We start from the raw sequence: 16,679 nt of genomic DNA, 5'->3' as shown, positions 1-16,679 counted from the left end.
AAACAGGAGACCTGCTCGGGGGCTATGGCGAAGCCGTAGCGGCGCAGCAGCCGACCGAAGCCGAGGAGGGGTACGGCGGCGCGGGGCAAGCTTGTTTCCCGCATCATTGCGTGGCGCCCCCCTCTGTCCTGCCGGACATCTCCCCCTCAAGGGGGGAGATTGGCAGGTTCGACGCTTCGCTCTGTTCGGCGACGTCAGCGATTAGCGAAAGCGGGGATGACATCCGATCTCCCCCCTTGAGGGGGAGATGCCCGGCAGGGCAGAGGGGGGCGCTCTCCCGCCCGCATTGCAAAATGACCTCCCGCGTCACGCCAGCGCCTCCTCGACGATCCGGCCAAGCTCCGGTGCGATGTAGGAAAGGTCTTCCTCGTCCTTGATCAGCACGCCGATGGCGCGGCGGAAGGCTTCCGGCCACGGGCTGCCGCCTTTCTCCAGGATGGTGGCGGCATTGGCCCATTCGACGGCCTCGGCGATGCCGGGCGGCTTGGCCAGCGGCCGGGCGCGAATGGTCTGCACGGCTGTCGCCACGGCGCGCGCCGTTGCTTCAGCCACATTGCCGGCGCGCAGCATGATGATGGCGGCCTCGCGCTCGGCGCCGGGATAGCCGATCCAGTGATAGACGCAGCGGCGGCGCAGCGCTTCGGCGAGCTCGCGGGTGCGGTTCGAGGTCAGGATGACGATCGGCTGTGCGGCGGCGCGGATGGTGCCGCGCTCGGGAATGCTGATCTGGAAGTCGGAGAGGAATTCCAAAAGCAGCGCTTCGAATTCGTGGTCCGAGCGGTCGATCTCGTCGACCAGCAGCACGCGCTGCTCGGGCGCCTTCAGCACCTGCAGCAGCGGTCGTGCGATCAGGAAACGGTCGTCGTAGATGTCGATCTCATGCTCGCCGGCATGGCGGATGGCAAGCAGTTGGCGCTGGTAGTTCCATTCGTAGAGCGCGTGCGCGGCGTCGATGCCTTCATAACATTGCAGCCGCACCAGATCGCGGCCGAGCAGCTCGGCGATCGCTTTGGCCGCTTCCGTCTTGCCGACGCCCGGCGCGCCTTCGAGCAGCAGCGGCTTGCCCAGCCGGATTGCCAGGAAGATGGCCGTCGAAAGGCTCTCATCCGCCAGATAGCGCGAGGCGGCCAGATGCTGCGCCACCGCCTCCGGCGAGGTCGCTGATGTCTCGGCGCTTGTCCCGGTCATTTCGGCCCTCAGTTCGCCGCTTGCGCCTTCAGCGCGCGCAGGATGCGCTCCGGCGTGATCGGCAGCGTGTCGATGCGCACGCCGACGGCGTCGAAGACGGCATTGGCGACCGCCGGGATCTGCGGATTGGCGCACATTTCGCCAGGCCCCTTGGCGCCATAAGGTCCGTCCGCCGAGGGACGCTCCAGCACGATGATCTCGGTCTCGGCGAGGTCGCCGGGGCCGGGCATCAGATACTGGTTGAAGTCGGTGCCGCCATGGTCGCGGTTGGGATAATAGGGCTCGGTCGTCTCATAGAGCGCATGGCTGATGCCCATCCAGGAGCCGCCGACCAGCTGCTGTTCGACCATCTTTGGGTTGAGCGCGCGGCCGATCTCGAAGACGTTCTTGACTGTCAGCACGGTCACCTCGCCGGTCTCGTCGTCGACCTCGACCTCGGCCACCGTGCAGGCATGGGCATAACAGGTCGACGGCTTCATCGCGCCGGTTTCTTTCTCGGGGTAGGAGCGCGGGATCAGGAACATGCCGCGGCCCGAGATCGAGCGGCCTCGCTTGAAATGCGCCGACAGCGCGACATCGAAGATCGAGATCGATTTTTGCGGTGCGCCCTTGACCAGGATGTTGCCCTGGCCGTCGGTCTCGAGGTCGGAGGCGTTGACCTCCAGCTCCTCGGCCGCCACTTCCAGCATCACCTGGCGGGCTTCCCTTGCCGCCTGGATGACGGCGTTGCCGGCGCGGTGGGTGCCGCGCGAGGCGAAGGTGCCCATGCAGTGCGGGCCGGTGTCGGTGTCGGCGGTGTCGACGACGACACGGTCGGTCGGCACGCCGATCGCCTCGGCGCAGATCTGCGCCATGATCTGCTTCATGCCCTGGCCGAGATCGACCGATGATAGCGTCACCATGAAATTGCCGGTCGGCGTCGAATGCACCAGCGCCTGCGTCGGGTCGCCGCCGAGGTTCATGCCTGTGGGATAGTTGATGGCGGCAACGCCGCGTCCGCGCCTGATCGCCATCTCAAGCTCCCTTCACGTAGGATGACATCGCCATGTATTTCTCCGCCACCGGCCAGTTGGCGGCGCGCGAGGCTTCCTGCATGCATTCGATCAGCGCCGCGCCCTCGGTCGGCTGGCGGTGCGCTTTCATATCGCCGTCGCGATAGGCGTTGATGAAGCGGAATTCGAGCGGGTCCATGCCGATCAGCCGCGCCAGCTTGTCCATCTGCACCTCCAGCGCGAAATCGCCGATGGTGACGCCGAAGCCGCGCATGGCGGAGGAGGGCGTGCGGTTGGTGTAGACGCAGTAGGTATCGATCCAGACGTTCGGGATGGTGTAGGGGCCGGGATAGTGCCCCGCGCCCTTCTGCGCGCCATAGGGCGAGTGGCGCGAATAGGCGCCGGCATCGGTGTAGCCAGTGACCTTGCGCGCGACGATGCGGCCGTCCTTCATGACGCCGTCCTTGATGACGACCTTTTCGGCCGCGCGCGGTGACGATATCTGCATCTCCTCTTCGCGGCTGTAGATAAAACAGACTGGTCGTCCGGTTAATTTTGCACCGAGGATGGCGACCGGCTCGACGATGACGTCGACTTTGCCGCCAAAACCGCCGCCGACGGTGCCGCCGACGAAATGCAGTTTGCTGCCCGGCATCTGCAGGATGATCGAGGTGTTGTCGAGCGTGAAGAACATCGCCTGCGTGTTGGTGTAGCAGGTGAAGCGGTCATTGCCCTCGGGTGCCACCACGCAGCCGGTGGTCTCGGTCGGCGCATGTTCGATGGGCGAGGACTGGTAGCTCTCCTCCAATATGTGGTCGGCGCCGGCGAAGCCCGCCTCGACGTCGCCGAAGCGCACCTTGCGGCACTCGCCGCTGTCGTAGAGATAATAATTCTGGCCGTGATATTCGTTGACCAGCGGCGCGCCGGGCTTCAGCGCCTCTTCCATATCGAAGACGGCCGGCAGCACCTCATAGTCGACCTTGACCTTGGCGGCCGCCTCTTGCGCCGCGCGCTCGGTTTCGGCCAGCACCGCCACCACGGCCTCGCCCTTCCAGCGCACCTTGCCGTCGGCAAGCACCGTCTCGTCCTCCGGCCCGACCTGGATCAGGATCAGGATGGTGTAGACATTGTGCGGCACGTCCTTGGCGGTCAGAATTTTCACCACACCTGGATGTTTTTCCGCCTCGGAGGTGTCGATCGAGCGGATGCGGGCATGGTGATGCGGGCTGCGCACCATCTTCAGGTGCAGCATGCCGGGGAAATTGCGGTCGGCGAAAAAGGCGGTCTTGCCGGTGACATGGCCGGGTGAATCGGAGCGCGGCCGAGGTTGGCCGATCTCGTGCAGATCATCTTTGCGGACATCGGCGAAGTAATTCTTGCGCAGTTCCATTCTTTTGGACCCCTCAGGCCGCGTTCTGCGAATTGGCGCGGGCGGCAGTCAGCACCGCCTGGATGATCGGCTCGTAGCCGGTGCAGCGGCAGATGTTGCCCGACAGCGCCTCGACCACTTCGTCGCGGCTGGGGTTGGGCGTATGGTCGAGCAGCACCTTGGCGGCCATGATCATGCCCGGCGTGCAGAAGCCGCATTGCGTGGCGAACGTGTCGAGGAAGGCGCGCTGCAGCGGGTGCAGGACGCCGCTTTCCGAAAGCCCTGATGTCGTGCTGATGGCCGCCCCATTGCAGGTCTCGGCCAGCGTCAGGCAGGAGAGCCTGAGTTCGCCGTCTATGATGACTGAACAAGCGCCGCAGGTGCCTTGATGGCAGCCGCCTTTCGGCGAGGTGTCGCCGATCTTGTCGCGCAAGGCGTGCAGCAACGTTGTGCCGCTGTCGATGAATTCGGCCTTTTCAGAACCGTTGAGTGTGAATTGAACCGGAACCTTTGCCATGTTTTCCTCCCAGCGTGCCTGCCCGAAGCATCGGACAGACGCGCGCCCCCGAACGAAATGTTATGTGAGCAGCAGCCGGCCGAGATGAACCGGCAGCACTTCAGCGCGATACCAGGCGCTGGCGATAGGATCCGTGATCGGCGCGATGCCGTCACCTGCCGCCGCCAGTGCCGGCGCGATGCCGTCCTTGGTGAGCTTTCTGCCGATCAGCGCCTTTTCCGCCGCTCTGGCACGCAATGGTCGGTCGGCCATACAGCCGAGCGCGATCCGCGCCGAAGAGACGGTGCCGTCAGACACCTGTTGGAAAACAGCGGCGATGCTGAGCACCGAGACGCCCTTCGGCTTCACCCTGGACACTTTCAGGAAGCGAAAACCGCCTTGTGGAGGAAGCGTGAAGCTTACGGAAGTGACGATGGCGCGACTGCCGTCCCGATTGGCCAGAAAAGTCTCGATCGGCGTTTCGCCGCCGTCGGTGCTGACAATGGCGTCGAGCGCCAGCAGGGCAACGGCGAAATCGCCATAGGGAGCCGGGGCAAACAGATTGCCGCCGACGGTCGCCATGTTGCGGATTGCCGGGCCACCGACGGCGCGGGCGGCCTTGGTGAGTGCGCTGAGCTCCGGATGGCTGGCGATCGCCGCCATCGTCACCGAAGCGCCGATGCGGACTTTGCCGCCGGCAACAGCGATGGTGGACAAAGACGGCTCGGTCGACCTGACAAGGCCGGAAACCGAAACATCGCCTTCATTGGCCGCGCGGACGACCAGCGTGCCGCCGCCGAGATAGCGTGTTCCCTGGGCTTTCAGTGCCGCGTTCGCGTCTTTCACCGTTGCAAAGGTCTGCAGTGCCAGCGCCATGGTTTGGCTCCTGTCAGCTCTGGCCGGCGAAATGGCTTTTCAGGGCGTTGAAGCCGCCCTGAAAGACATTCGCGCCCATGCCCTCGGCCAGCTTGTCTGCCTCCTCGGGCGCGGCGTCGAAGCTGGCGGTCCATTCGGCGTAGGTGCGGTCGCCATCGGTCACACGCCGCAGCTGCAGGGTCGCCTTGTGATTGGTCAGCGGTTGCGGCGTCTCGAGGATGGAGTAGCTGACCAGGAAATTCTGATCGGAGAAGTCGAGCAACTTTTCGCGCAGGCGGGCGCCGCTGGCGAGCTGGAAATTGCGCACGCAGCCGATCGTGGTGGCATCCTTGCCGTCTTCAATGTGGCTCTCCACCATGCGCGGATGCCAGCCCGGCAGCCCGTTGAAGTCGCGTATGCGCGCCCAGACCTTTTCGACCGGCGCGTCGATGACGCTGGATATGGTGACTTTGGCCATTCAAATGTTCCCTTGCAAAAGCGATCCGGTGCAAGGGTAGGGCGGCCATTTCAGCGGCGCTTATCAATGCGTCTTGAGCGTGTATCAAGGAGTCTGAAAAACAGTCGACCTTGACTAAACGAGGACACGCTCAGGCAATCGCCCGCGCGGCCTCGCGGTAGAGCGTCGGCGGCACGCCGACATGGTCGCGGAAAAAACGCGAGAAATTGCCCTGCGTGGTGAAGCCGAGATTGCAGGCGACCGAGATCAGCGGCTCCCGCGACCATTGCAGCTGCCGCACCGCTTCCTCCATGCGCAGCGTGTTCCAGTAGACATTGGGCGTCAGATTGGTCTGTTCCTTGAACAAAGCGAAGAAATGCGGTCGCGACAGGCCGACGCTGCGCGCCACGTCGTCGAAGCAGATGCGCTCGCAGACATTGGCCTTCATCAGCTGGATTGCCTTGCGGACACGGAAATCCTGCATGGTGTTGATGCGGACACGGGCCTCCTGCGGCGCCGAGGTGTCGGCGGCGTCGAGCACGCTATCGATGAAACGCTCGATCTCGTAGTTGGCGATATCGTCGACGCTCTCATTGTCGCTGAGGTGGTCGAGCAGATTGGCGGCGGCCTGATGCAGCCACGGTTCCAGCGTGATCGCGGCTTGTGAAAACAGCGGTGCCGACGGAGGCAGGTCGCGGCGGCGCCGCGCCCAGTCGGGATCGATGTAGAAGGCGAGAAACAGACCGGGCGTCCCGTTTTGCGACAGAACATGGCTGTGCGGCTGGAAGGAGTTGATGCCGGCGGCCGTTCCAGGTCCAAGCCGGACGGTCTCGCGGCCGATGGTCATTTCGCCGGCCGTACCTTCCAGCCAGATGATCAGATGGGCCTCGACATGGGCATGGGTGACGAAGTCGCTTGCGACATTCAGGATAGATACATGTCCGAACCGGCCCCAGTAGAGCCTGATCGCTTCCGTCATGGGTATATCCTCCCGCAGACGACTGGCCTCCCTTCGTCTGCAACAGGGATTGTGCGGCTGAGTTCGGGGCCGCGTCAAGACGCGCGGGGGCGGCGAGGGCGAATGACGGCCGATGCGGCAGGATTTTCAGACTGAGCGATAGGTTTCCTCTCCTCCCACAAGGGAAGAACGCCCCTCAAACCGAAGCCGTCATGCCGCCATCGACATACAGTGTATGGCCGTTGACGAAAGACGATGCGTCGGACGCAAGGAACACGGCGGCGCCGATCAGCTCGTCGACAGCGCCCCAGCGTCCGGCGGGCGTGCGCTTTTCCAGCCAGGCGGAAAATTCCGGATTGTCGACCAGCGCCTGGTTCATCTCGGTGCGGAAATAGCCGGGCGCGATCGCATTGATCTGCAGGCCGTGTTTGGCCCAGTCGGCGCACATACCCCTTGTCAGGTTGCGGATCGCGCCCTTGGTCGCGGTGTATGGTGCGATGTTCGGCCTTGCCAGTTCGCTCTGCACCGAGCCGATGTTGATGATCTTGCCCTTGCCGCGCGGGATCATGTGGCGGGCGACCGCCTTGCCGACATGGAAGGCGCCCGACACATTGGTCTTGAACAGGCGCTCCCATTGCTCCTCGGGAAAGTCCTCGAGCGGGGCGCGGAACTGCACGCCGGCATTGTTGATGAGGATGTCGATGGCGCCGATCTCGGCCTCGATGCGGGCAATGTCCTCGTTGACCGCCTGAAAATCGGTGACGTCGAAGGTCGAGGCGTGCACCTTGAAGCCGGCATTGCGCAGCTTTTCGACGGCACCGCCGATCCTGGCGGCGTCGCGGCCGTTCAGCACCACGCTTGCCCCATGTTCAGCCATGCCCCGAGCCAGCGCGAAGCCGATGCCCTGGCCGGAGCCAGTCACCAGCGCCAGCCGCCCCTCGAGGCTGAACAGGGAGTTGGCCATCAAACCGTCTTTTGTTTGACCATGATCTCCGGACAAACGGTTCCGTTTGTCCGAGAAAACCGGTTTCCACTTTTCGGGATCATGGTTCTAGTCACTGCGGCGGAAATTGCGGATGCGGTCGAACAGCACCGCCAGCAGAATGGCGCCGCCGATGAACACGCCTTGCCAGAAGGCATTGATGCCGAGCAGGCCGAGACTGTTGCGGATCACCTCGATCAGGGCCGCACCGACGATGGCGCCAAAGGCGGTGCCGACGCCGCCAGCCAGATTGGCGCCGCCGATAACGGTTGCGGCGATTACCTGCAGCTCCATGCCGGTGCCGAGATTGGTGGTGACGGCGCCCAGCCAGCCGGTCTGGATGATGCCGGCAATGCCGGCGGACAGCGCCGAGATCATGTAGACGGCAACCTTGATCTGGCGCACCGGAACGCCGGTCAGCGTTGCCGCGTGCTCGTTGCCGCCAATGGCGAAGATGTGGCGGCCGAACTTCGTCCAGCGCAGGATGAAGCCGGTGATCAGCGCCAGAAGGATCATGTAAAGCACTGGATTGGCGATGCCGAACACCCAGGCGCCGCCGCCCAATGACAGAAGCTTGGCGTGGTCCGGCCCGAACTGGAAGACGACGGTGTTGTTGGAGGCGACCATGGCGAGGCTGCGGGCGATCGACAACATGCCGAGCGTCACCACAAAGGGTGGAAAGCCGAGATAGGCGATCAGCACGCCGTTAAAGGCGCCAATGGCGAGCGCGGTGGCAATGGAGGCCAGGATGCCGACCTCGATCGAGTAGCCGGCATGCATGGTGACGGCCAGCACCATTGACGACAGGCATAGTACCGAGCCAACCGACAGGTCGATGCCGCCGGTGATGATGACGAAGGTCATGCCGAGCGCGATGATGGCGACGAAGGTGATGTTGCGGGTGATGTTGTAGAGGTTCTTCGAGGTGGCGAAGGCGTCGGTGGCAAACGACAGGAACACGCAGGCGAGGATAACGGCGATCACCACCCAGAAGGTCTGGCTGGCAAACACTCTCGCGGCCAAGGATTGCTGCTTGTGTTCGATCGGCTGGTCAATTGTCAGTGCCATCGTCGACCTTCATCTGCTGTGCGTGGTGAAATTCGCTGAAATCAAACCTGTTCGATGGCGCCGGTGATCAGCCCGGTGACTTCCTCGGGCGAGCTCGACGCAATCGTCTTGTCGGCGACCTTGCGGCCGCGCCGCATGACGATGACGCGGTCGGCGACGGTGAAGACGTCAGGCATTCGGTGGCTGATCAGCACGACGGCGATGCCCTGATCGCGCAAATGGCGGATCAGGTTCAGCACTTCGGCGACCTGGCGCACTGAGATCGCCGCCGTCGGTTCGTCCATCAGCACGATCTTGGCCTGCGACAGCATGGTGCGGGCGATGGCAACCGCCTGGCGCTGGCCACCCGACATCTGCTTGACGAGATCGCGCGGACGGGTTTCGGACTTCAATTCGGCGAAGAGCTGGCCGGCGCGCTTGTACATCGAGGCATAGTCGAGGATGCGGAAGGGCCCGACGCCGCGCCGCAGCTCGCGGCCGAGATAGACATTGGCGGCGGCGGTCAGATTGTTGCAAAGCGCAAGGTCCTGGTGGACGATCTCGATGCCGTGCTGGCGGGCTTCCGCCGGCTTGTGCAGGATCAATTCCTTGCCGTCCATGTGCATGGTGCCATGGCTCGGGCGGAAATTGCCGGCGATCATCTTGACCAGCGTCGACTTGCCGGCGCCGTTGTCGCCCATGAGGCCGACCACCTGTCCGGGCTCGATCGACAGCGAAACGTCGTTGACAGCCTGGATGGCGCCGAAATGCCTTGAGATGTTGGTGAGTTCGAGAACCGCCACCAGCCTTTGCCTCCCCTTGATTGCGACCTGCTGCTGTTCCCGGCATGGATGCCGACGCTGCTTAGGCCTCGCTCTCCCCGGCTCCTCCCGAAGTCGGCGTTAGCGTTCTTTTACGCAAAAGCCGGCGCACGTCAATCAATTGTCGGACGAATTGGGCCAGGACTATTTTAAAAATCCGTTTTGTAGGACAAATACCATTGACGTTGGCGCCAAGCCGATATTAGCTAAGCGTCGGAGGAGATTATGTCGATCCCCGCTGGCGGTTCGCCGGCCGGAATCGGCGGAGGTTTGACGGCCCAGCATCCGGCGGCACCTGTGTGTGAGCTGATCTGAAGCCGAATCTGGAAATGCTTATCGATCTGTCCTGGCGACACGAGCGCTCGAAACGACCCTCGGTCATCACGCATCCGGTCGATCTGTATGGCGGGCACGCCGTGTCCGTTTGTTTCAAGGGAGGACTGACATGAGGAAGACACTTTTGCTCGCCGCCGTCGCCGCAATGGCGTTGGGTGCCGGGCCGGCTTTGGCCAAGAAACAGCTCGTCATTGTCGTGAAAGGTCTCGACAATCCGTTCTTCGAGGCCATCCACCAGGGCTGCGAGAAATGGAACAAGGAAAACGCCAGCTCGGAGTATGAATGCTTCTACACCGGTCCGGCGTCGACTTCGGACGAGGCCGGCGAGGCGCAGATCGTCCAGGACATGCTGAGCAAGGCCGACACGGTGGCGATGGCCATCTCGCCGTCCAATGCGCCGCTGATCGCGCAGACGATCAAGAGCGCCAATCCGACGATCCCGATCATGACGGTCGATGCCGATCTCAGCAAGGAAGACGCAGGTCTTCGCAAGACCTATCTCGGTACCGACAATTACCTGATGGGCAAGAAGATCGGCGAGTACATCAAGAAGGGCAAGCCGAATGGTGGCACGATCTGCACCATCGAAGGCAACCCGGCAGCCGACAACATCCTGCGCCGTGCGCAAGGCATGCGTGACGCACTGTCGGGCAAGGAAGGCCTTGCCGCACTTGCCGGTGAAGGTGGCTGGACCGAAGTCGCCGGCTGCCCGGTGTTCACCAATGACGACGGCGCCAAGGGCGTACAAGCGATGACCGACATCCTCGCCGCCAACCCCAAGCTGGACGCCTTCGGCATCATGGGCGGCTGGCCGCTGTTCGGCGCGCCGCAGCCCTATCGCGATCTGTTCGGGCCGCTCAAGGACCGGATCGCCAGCAACGACTTCGTCATCGGCGCCGCCGACACGATCGGCGACGAAGTGGCGATCGCTCGTGACGGCCTCGTGACGGCTCTGGTCGGTCAGCGGCCGTTCGAAATGGGTTACAAGGCACCGTCGGTGATGATCGACCTGATCGAAGGCAAGGCAGTCGCCGATCCGGTGTTCACCGGCCTCGACGAGTGCACCAAGGATACGGTCGACACCTGCATCCAGAAGTAGGTTCTCGATTTCGGGGCGCCCGGTTGCGGGCGCCCCGTCATTCCTGAACGGAAGCGATAATTCCCGAACGGACGCAATGGTTGGGGCAACCGGCTCCGGCTTTGCCGTGCCCGTGATCTGGATTTTTCGGCAACGAGATCGGCGCCCGTGCGGTTCGGCTCAATCCGGACGACAGACGGTCGACGCATTGGAACGTGGATGCCGGACGAGAAGTCAAGCAAGCAAACCGACCGGGCCAAGGCACAAGCCAGCCACGGCCCGGCTGTCATGCGCAAGGCCGGTGCCGCGCATTTTGCGGGAGCGAGCGTCCATGTCTCGCTGGCCGGCGAGATTGGCCTGCGGATCGTGCGTGGCGACTATCCGCCCGGCACCATCCTGCCCAACGAGTCCAGATGGGCCGAGATCTTCAATGTCAGCCGTTCGGCGGTGCGCGAAGCCATCAAGATGCTGATGGCGAAAAGCCTGCTGGCCTCACGCCCCAAGATCGGCAGCTGGGTCGAGCCGAAGGAGCGCTGGAACCTGCTCGATCGCGACGTGCTGGCCTGGTACGCGACGGCGCCCGACCGCGAGGCGTTCCTGCGAACCGTGCAGGAGTTTCGTCATATCATCGAACCGGAAGCGTCGGCCTTTGCCGCCATACGGCGCAGCGACGAGCAAATGGCGGAAATCAGCCAGGCCTGCCGCGAGATGGGCGAGGCCTTGAGCCTGCAGGAGCGTATCCGCGCCGATACGCGCTTTCATCTGGCCATCCTGCGCGCCTCCGGCAACGACCTCCTGGTGCCGCTCGGCGTGCTGATCGAGTCGGCCCTCGACCATCTCTTCGCATTCACGACACAGCAGGTCGCCGATCAGCGCCAGGCGCAGAAGCTGCATGAGGCGATCGAAAAGAACATCCGCCTGCAGCGCCCAGCCGCCGCGCGCAACGCCGTGCACAAGCTGCTTGCAGATACCGACGATGGGATAGGGCGGTGGAGGCGGTGACCGGCGCCAGGGTTGGGTAATCGGTCAAATGGTCTGCTTCTTGCCATCCTTCATCGGCATCAGGTCGACACCGTTCACCCCAGCGATATGCGTAGCCAGCATCGGCACGAATTGCTCGGCCGGCCCGGTTGCATGGGCACCGGCGAAGGAGTTCTTGGTGGCGTTGCCGAGCGGATTGGCAATACCGGCCGCACCCGCCATCGATTCCAGATAGGTCAGGTCCTTGAAGGCATTGGCGATGGTGAATTTGTGCGCGTCGCGGTCACCTTCCAGCGTCCAGCGCATGAAGGTCTGGTAGAAGCCGCAATCCATGCGGCCATTGCGAATGACGCTGTCGAAGCGCGGCGGCGAGATGCCGACCTTCTCAGCCAGCGCCAGCGCCTCGGAATAGATCGCGGCGTAGCCGAGCGAGATGAAATTGTTGAGCAGCTTCATGCGATGGCCGTCGCCGGTGTCGCCGATATGGACGATGCGGCCGGCCCAGGTTTCGATCACCGGCTTCACCCTGGCAAAGAGGGCGTCCGGCGCGCCGACCATGGCGTCGAGCGTGCCTTCCCAGGCTTCCTTCGGCGTGCGGCTGAGCGGCGCGTCGACAAAATCGATTCCGAGCGCCTTGAGTTCCGCTGCCAGCGCCACCGTCGAGACCGGATCGGAGGTCGAGCAGTCGACGACGACCGAGCCCTTTTTCAAGCCCTCCTTGAGGCCGCCGGGGCCGCGAATGATGGCTTCGACCTCGCGCGAACCGGTGACGCAGATGAAGACGATATCAGATGCCGCCGCCACATCGCGCGAGGTCGATGCTTCCGTGGCGCCGCGGCCAAGCAGGTCTTCCGCCGGTTTGCGGTTCTTGCGGCCGAGGAAGGTCAGGCTGTAGCCCTTGTCGACGATGTTCTTGGCGATCCCGTGGCCCATAAGGCCAAGCCCGATGAAGCCGATCTTTTCGCTCGCGGCAGTCGTGTTCATGTCTTCAAGTCCTGTTGCAATGATTGATGTCAGGCGCTGCCGTTTTGCAGGCGAGGTGGTTGCGGATGGCGATATTGTCTGACAATACACATAAATTCCTGAGGATGTGGAGAGCAAAATGACGAAGCGGATCATGTTCACCGGCGGCAGCGGCAAGGCCGGACGCCATGTCGTCCAATATCTGGTCGAGCAAGGCTGCCAGGTGCTCAACATCGACACCAAGCCGCTCGACAATCCCAAGGTGCGCACGCTGATCACCGACATCACCGACAGCGGGCAGGTGTTCAACGCACTGTCGAGCTATATGGGCCTGCATGAATTCGACCCCTCGCTGCGCCCGCAGCCGGTCGATGCGGTGGTGCATTTCGCTGCCATCCCGCGCATCATGATCACCACCGACAACGAGGTGTTTCGCATCAATGCGCTCGGCACCTACAATGTCATCGAGGCGGCGGTGAAGCTCGGTATCCGCAAAATTATCATCGCCTCCAGCGAGACGACCTATGGGCTTGTGTTCGCCAACGAGCCGCGCGATCCCAAATATTTCCCTCTCGACGAGGAGTATGATGTCGATCCGATGGACAGCTATGCTTTGTCCAAGGTCGTCAACGAGAAAACGGCGCGGGCCTTTGCGCAACGCAACGGCACCGACATCTACGCCCTGCGCATCGGCAACGTCATCGAGCCGCACGAATATTCGCTGTTTCCGAAATGGTTCGCCGATCCGGGTTTCCGCAAGCGCATCGCCTGGAGCTATGTCGACGCGCGCGACCTCGGCCAGATCACGCTGCGCGCCATCGAGAAGGACGGGCTCGGCTATCAGGTGTTCAACGCGGCCAATGACGACACCTCGTCCGACCTGCCGACCGCCGAACTCCTGAAGCGGTTCTACCCCGGCGTGCCGGTCAAGGCCGAGCTCGGCGAATACGAGACGCTGCTCTCCAACCGCAAGGCGCGCGACGTGCTGGGCTTCCGCCCGGAGCATAGTTGGCGCAAATACGTCAAACAGGCCTAGGCATGTCGACATTCAGGTGATGCCGGCCTGCGAATGACGGCTTTCTGCGCTTCCCGTTCTACCGCGTTGCGGTAGAACTGTGCTCACGTACCCAAAAGTACGCTGCGCTCCGGTTCTCGAAATCCATCATTCTCGGCTCGGCCTGACTTGAATATCGACATGCCAATCAAGCGGCGGACCGGGGCTGATCTGTGCACAGCGGGCGGCTTTGCGGTGCAAGCCGCTTGCCGCGCTTGACAGCCTGCTTAATACGGACTTTCTGGAACCCATGCGGGACGCGAAGCCGAACAAGGAAAAATCGTTGGGGAAAGCGGCCTCCGGGGACCGTCCGGGCGGCGTTCGCCGCGCGGACGCCGCGCGTATTCCAGGCTCCAGCGTCCACGCCTCGCTGGCCAGCGAAATCGGCCTCAGGATCGTGCGCGGCGACTATCCGCCCGGCACTATCCTGCCCAATGAAGCGAAATGGTCGGAGACCTTCAGCGTCAGCCGCTCGGCGGTGCGCGAAGCCATCAAGATGCTGATGGCCAAGAGCCTTTTGGCCTCACGCCCCAAGATCGGCAGCTGGGTCGAGCCGAAGGAACGCTGGAACCTGCTCGATCGCGATGTGCTTGCCTGGTACGCGACGTCGCCGGACCGCGAAGTGTTCCTCAAGACGGTGCAGGAATTCCGCCACATCATCGAGCCGGAAGCGACCGCCTTTGCCGCCATGCGAAGAACCGACGAGCAGATGGCTGAGATCAGCCTGGCCTGCCGGGAGATGGGAGAGGCGACGAGCCTGCAGGAGCGGACCCGCGCCGACACGCGCTTCCATCTTGCCATCCTGCGGGCTTCGGGCAACGACCTTCTGGTGCCGCTCGGCGTACTGATCGAATCCGCGTTCGATCACCTCTTTGCCTATACGACGCGGGAGATCGACGATCTCAACCACGCGCAGAAGCTGCACGAGGCGATCGAGAAGAACATCCGCCTACAGCGCCCCGACGCCGCGCGCAATGCAGTGCGCAAACTGCTCGCCAACACAGACGGCGTCATCCGCGCCCGGTAGGGCCGGCCGCCGCTAATCATCCTTGTCACGTCCGAAGGCGCTGCGCAGTTCGTCCTTGGCGTCCTCAAGCACTTTTTTGCGCGCGGCAGGCAAGTTCTTGCCGGCGCGGTTGATGTAAAAATTCAGCATCGACATGGCGGATTGGAAAGGCTCGGCCTTGCGCCTGTGGCTGTGTTCGGCGGATCGTTTCAGCGAGCCGGCGATCTTCCTGGCGTCGTCGGATTCGAAGACGTGATCCTCAAGATCCATTGCGTTGCTGTGCTCGGTCACCTCGGCCGACCATTTTTTCCTGGTGGCGGTCATCGCTGGACTCCTTTGCAGGGTGGGTTGCCGTGAAAACTCTGCACATCGGCATCGGTTCCGGCCTGGCTCTGGAGCCACGGATTTGCCCGCTGTGGCGCTGCTGCGGCCTGAGAATGCGCCGATAGTGGCGCAAACGGCAGCCGATCTCCGAGACCGCCGACAGGAAACGCCTTGACCCGAACCGACAGCATCCAGCCCGGCCCCGGCATCGACAGCTCCTATGCCTGGATGCGGCTTGCCATCTCGATGCTGCTGGCGACGATCGGCGCCGTGGGCATGTGGGCTGTCGTCGTCGTGCTGCCCGCGGTGCAGGCCGAGTTCGGCGTCGACCGCGCCGCGGCGTCCATGCCTTACACCGCGACCATGGTCGGTTTCGCCGCCGGCAACGTGCTGGTCGGCCGCGCCATCGACCGGATGGGTTACTGGATCCCGGCGCTGCTCTCTTCGATTGCGCTTTCCGCCGGCCTGCTGCTCGCGGCGCTGTCCACCTCGATCCTGCAATTCACGCTTGCCCAAGGAGTGCTGATCGGTGTCGGCACGTCGGTGATCTTCGGGCCGCTGATCGCCGATATCTCGCACTGGTTCAACCGTCGTCGCGGTGTCGCGGTCACGGCGGCGGCGGCCGGCAATTACCTTGCCGGGGCGTTGTGGCCGACCATCATGCCGACGCTGATGAAGGCGGAAGGCTGGCGCTTCACCTATGCGGCAATCGGCATCTTCTGCCTGGTGACAATGGTGCCGCTGGTGCTGATGCTGCGGCGCGGTGCCCCGGCGGCGGCCGTCGCGGGTTCGCCCGGAAGCCGGTCGGTGCAGCCGATCTCGCTGTCGCCGGCGGCCTTGCAGGTGCTGCTGGTCGTCGCCGGGCTCGGCTGCTGCGTGGCGATGTCGATGCCGCAAGTGCATATCGTCGCCTATTGCATGGATCTCGGCTACGGCGTGGCGCATGGCGCCGACATGCTGTCGATCATGATGGCAGGCGGCGTCGTCAGCCGGCTGGCGTCCGGCTTTCTCGCCGACCGTATCGGCGCTGTGTGGACATTGATGATCGGCTCGGTGCTGCAGTGTCTGTCGCTCCTGTTCTATATCCCGTTCGACGGGCTTGCCTCGCTCTATGTGGTGTCGCTGGTGTTCGGCCTGTCGCAGGGCGGCATCGTGCCTTGCTACGCGATCATCGTGCGCGATTACATGCCGGCCAACGAGGCCGGCCAGCGTATCGGTATCGTCATGATGGCGACCATCTTCGGCATGGCGATCGGCGGCTGGATGTCGGGCTGGATCTACGATTTGACCGGTTCCTACGCCGCCGCATTCCTCAACGGCATCGCGTGGAATTTGCTGAACCTGGTGGCGATCGGGCTGCTGTTCTGGAAGGCACGGCGCAGCACAGCCGTGATGGCGTGAGCTCACCGTGCCCAATGGTCCGGGAGCTGCGCGGCTTGACAACCACCCAAGGCTGCGCGACGCCGGAAGGCGAATGGGTGCGGCAACAGGCCGGTTTGGCATGACGACGGTGGCAAAGACCCTGAATATGGTTCTAAAGGCGCTTGGCTGCACAAGCCAGTCGCCAGGAGTGCGTCCTTGACCAAGCCGCGCTCGCGCCGGGGCGGCGGCCGCCCGACCATCGCGGATGTCGCGCGCAAGGCCGGCGTCGGCGCCATTACCGTGTCGCGCGCCTTGCGCGAGCCGGAGCGTGTCTCCGAAGAATTGCGCCGCCAGATCCAGGCCGCTGTCGACGAACTGGGCTACGTGCCGGACCCGAATGCGCGGGCGCT

18 protein-coding genes are annotated in these 16,679 nt (G+C 63.5%); 6 read left to right on the top strand and 12 right to left on the bottom strand.

What is annotated here, in order from left to right; translation table 11 throughout:
• Positions 1 to 306 precede the first annotated feature (306 nt).
• From EOB59_RS14515 to EOB59_RS14470, 10 genes are all read right to left on the bottom strand, one after another.
• Complete coding sequence (locus tag EOB59_RS14515) at positions 307 to 1,188, bottom strand: MoxR family ATPase (protein WP_128288635.1); 882 nt, start codon at positions 1,186 to 1,188, stop codon at positions 307 to 309.
• 8 nt (positions 1,189 to 1,196) lie between these two features.
• A complete protein-coding gene (locus tag EOB59_RS37200) occupies positions 1,197 to 2,201 on the bottom strand; it encodes a molybdopterin cofactor-binding domain-containing protein (protein ID WP_128288634.1) in 1,005 nt (334 codons plus the stop codon).
• Between the two features lies 1 nt (position 2,202).
• Positions 2,203 to 3,570: a xanthine dehydrogenase family protein molybdopterin-binding subunit gene (locus EOB59_RS37195; protein WP_127397971.1), complete on the bottom strand. Its 1,368-nt coding sequence runs from the start codon at positions 3,568 to 3,570 to the stop codon at positions 2,203 to 2,205.
• A 13-nt stretch (positions 3,571 to 3,583) separates the two neighbouring features.
• Positions 3,584 to 4,066: a (2Fe-2S)-binding protein gene (locus EOB59_RS14500; RefSeq protein ID WP_127397969.1), complete on the bottom strand. Its 483-nt coding sequence runs from the start codon at positions 4,064 to 4,066 to the stop codon at positions 3,584 to 3,586.
• 60 nt (positions 4,067 to 4,126) lie between these two features.
• Positions 4,127 to 4,921, bottom strand: a complete 795-nt coding sequence (locus EOB59_RS14495) for an FAD binding domain-containing protein (protein ID WP_128288633.1) — start codon at positions 4,919 to 4,921, stop codon at positions 4,127 to 4,129.
• 13 nt (positions 4,922 to 4,934) lie between these two features.
• Entirely contained in the window at positions 4,935 to 5,378 is a 444-nt protein-coding gene (locus EOB59_RS14490) for an SRPBCC family protein (RefSeq protein WP_127321791.1), read from the bottom strand.
• Between the two features lie 130 nt (positions 5,379 to 5,508).
• Positions 5,509 to 6,336 (bottom strand): AraC family transcriptional regulator, encoded by an 828-nt coding sequence (locus EOB59_RS14485; RefSeq protein WP_128288632.1) that lies wholly within the window; start codon positions 6,334 to 6,336, stop codon positions 5,509 to 5,511.
• Positions 6,337 to 6,511: 175 nt separating this feature from the next.
• Positions 6,512 to 7,279 (bottom strand): SDR family oxidoreductase, encoded by a 768-nt coding sequence (locus tag EOB59_RS14480; protein ID WP_127809935.1) that lies wholly within the window; start codon positions 7,277 to 7,279, stop codon positions 6,512 to 6,514.
• Positions 7,280 to 7,366: 87 nt separating this feature from the next.
• Complete coding sequence (locus EOB59_RS14475) at positions 7,367 to 8,365, bottom strand: ABC transporter permease (RefSeq protein WP_127266789.1); 999 nt, start codon at positions 8,363 to 8,365, stop codon at positions 7,367 to 7,369.
• Between the two features lie 41 nt (positions 8,366 to 8,406).
• On the bottom strand, positions 8,407 to 9,147 hold the full coding sequence (locus tag EOB59_RS14470; protein ID WP_013530854.1) for an ATP-binding cassette domain-containing protein: 741 nt from the start codon (positions 9,145 to 9,147) through the stop codon (positions 8,407 to 8,409).
• A gap of 463 nt (positions 9,148 to 9,610) precedes the next feature.
• Between EOB59_RS14470 and EOB59_RS14465 the strand changes: the two genes are divergently transcribed.
• Positions 9,611 to 10,600, top strand: coding sequence for a sugar-binding protein (locus EOB59_RS14465; RefSeq protein ID WP_127396614.1), 990 nt, complete (start codon positions 9,611 to 9,613; stop codon positions 10,598 to 10,600).
• A 198-nt stretch (positions 10,601 to 10,798) separates the two neighbouring features.
• The gene (locus EOB59_RS14460; protein ID WP_127396613.1) at positions 10,799 to 11,581 is read left to right on the top strand and encodes a FadR/GntR family transcriptional regulator; all 783 of its coding nucleotides are present in this window, start codon (positions 10,799 to 10,801) and stop codon (positions 11,579 to 11,581) included.
• Between the two features lie 24 nt (positions 11,582 to 11,605).
• On the opposite strand, the gene EOB59_RS14455 is transcribed toward EOB59_RS14460, so the two are convergent.
• On the bottom strand, positions 11,606 to 12,544 hold the full coding sequence (locus EOB59_RS14455; protein WP_127331723.1) for an NAD(P)-dependent oxidoreductase: 939 nt from the start codon (positions 12,542 to 12,544) through the stop codon (positions 11,606 to 11,608).
• A 118-nt stretch (positions 12,545 to 12,662) separates the two neighbouring features.
• Here EOB59_RS14455 and EOB59_RS14450 point away from each other — a divergent pair, with 118 nt between their 5' ends.
• Both EOB59_RS14450 and EOB59_RS14445 read left to right on the top strand, forming a co-directional pair.
• Positions 12,663 to 13,559: an NAD(P)-dependent oxidoreductase gene (locus EOB59_RS14450; protein WP_128288631.1), complete on the top strand. Its 897-nt coding sequence runs from the start codon at positions 12,663 to 12,665 to the stop codon at positions 13,557 to 13,559.
• Between the two features lie 268 nt (positions 13,560 to 13,827).
• The gene (locus tag EOB59_RS14445) at positions 13,828 to 14,604 is read left to right on the top strand and encodes a FadR/GntR family transcriptional regulator (protein WP_023813240.1); all 777 of its coding nucleotides are present in this window, start codon (positions 13,828 to 13,830) and stop codon (positions 14,602 to 14,604) included.
• A gap of 12 nt (positions 14,605 to 14,616) precedes the next feature.
• On the opposite strand, the gene EOB59_RS14440 is transcribed toward EOB59_RS14445, so the two are convergent.
• Entirely contained in the window at positions 14,617 to 14,907 is a 291-nt protein-coding gene (locus EOB59_RS14440) for a DUF3175 domain-containing protein (protein WP_127270870.1), read from the bottom strand.
• A 171-nt stretch (positions 14,908 to 15,078) separates the two neighbouring features.
• On the opposite strand from EOB59_RS14440, the gene EOB59_RS14435 reads away from it, so the two are divergent.
• Positions 15,079 to 16,308 carry an MFS transporter gene (locus EOB59_RS14435; protein WP_127809937.1) on the top strand — a complete coding sequence of 410 codons (1,230 nt, stop codon included), beginning with the start codon at positions 15,079 to 15,081 and terminating at the stop codon, positions 16,306 to 16,308.
• Positions 16,309 to 16,485: 177 nt separating this feature from the next.
• Positions 16,486 to 16,679, top strand: a 194-nt coding sequence (locus EOB59_RS36285) for a LacI family DNA-binding transcriptional regulator (protein ID WP_245486627.1), incomplete at its 3' end; no start/stop codon positions are given.

This window comes from Mesorhizobium sp. M7A.F.Ca.MR.176.00.0.0, from assembly GCF_004023165.1.
Taxonomy (GTDB): domain Bacteria; phylum Pseudomonadota; class Alphaproteobacteria; order Rhizobiales; family Rhizobiaceae; genus Mesorhizobium.
The sequence above is the reverse complement of the archived record's forward strand: the minus strand, read 5'-3'. Positions and strand labels throughout refer to the sequence as shown.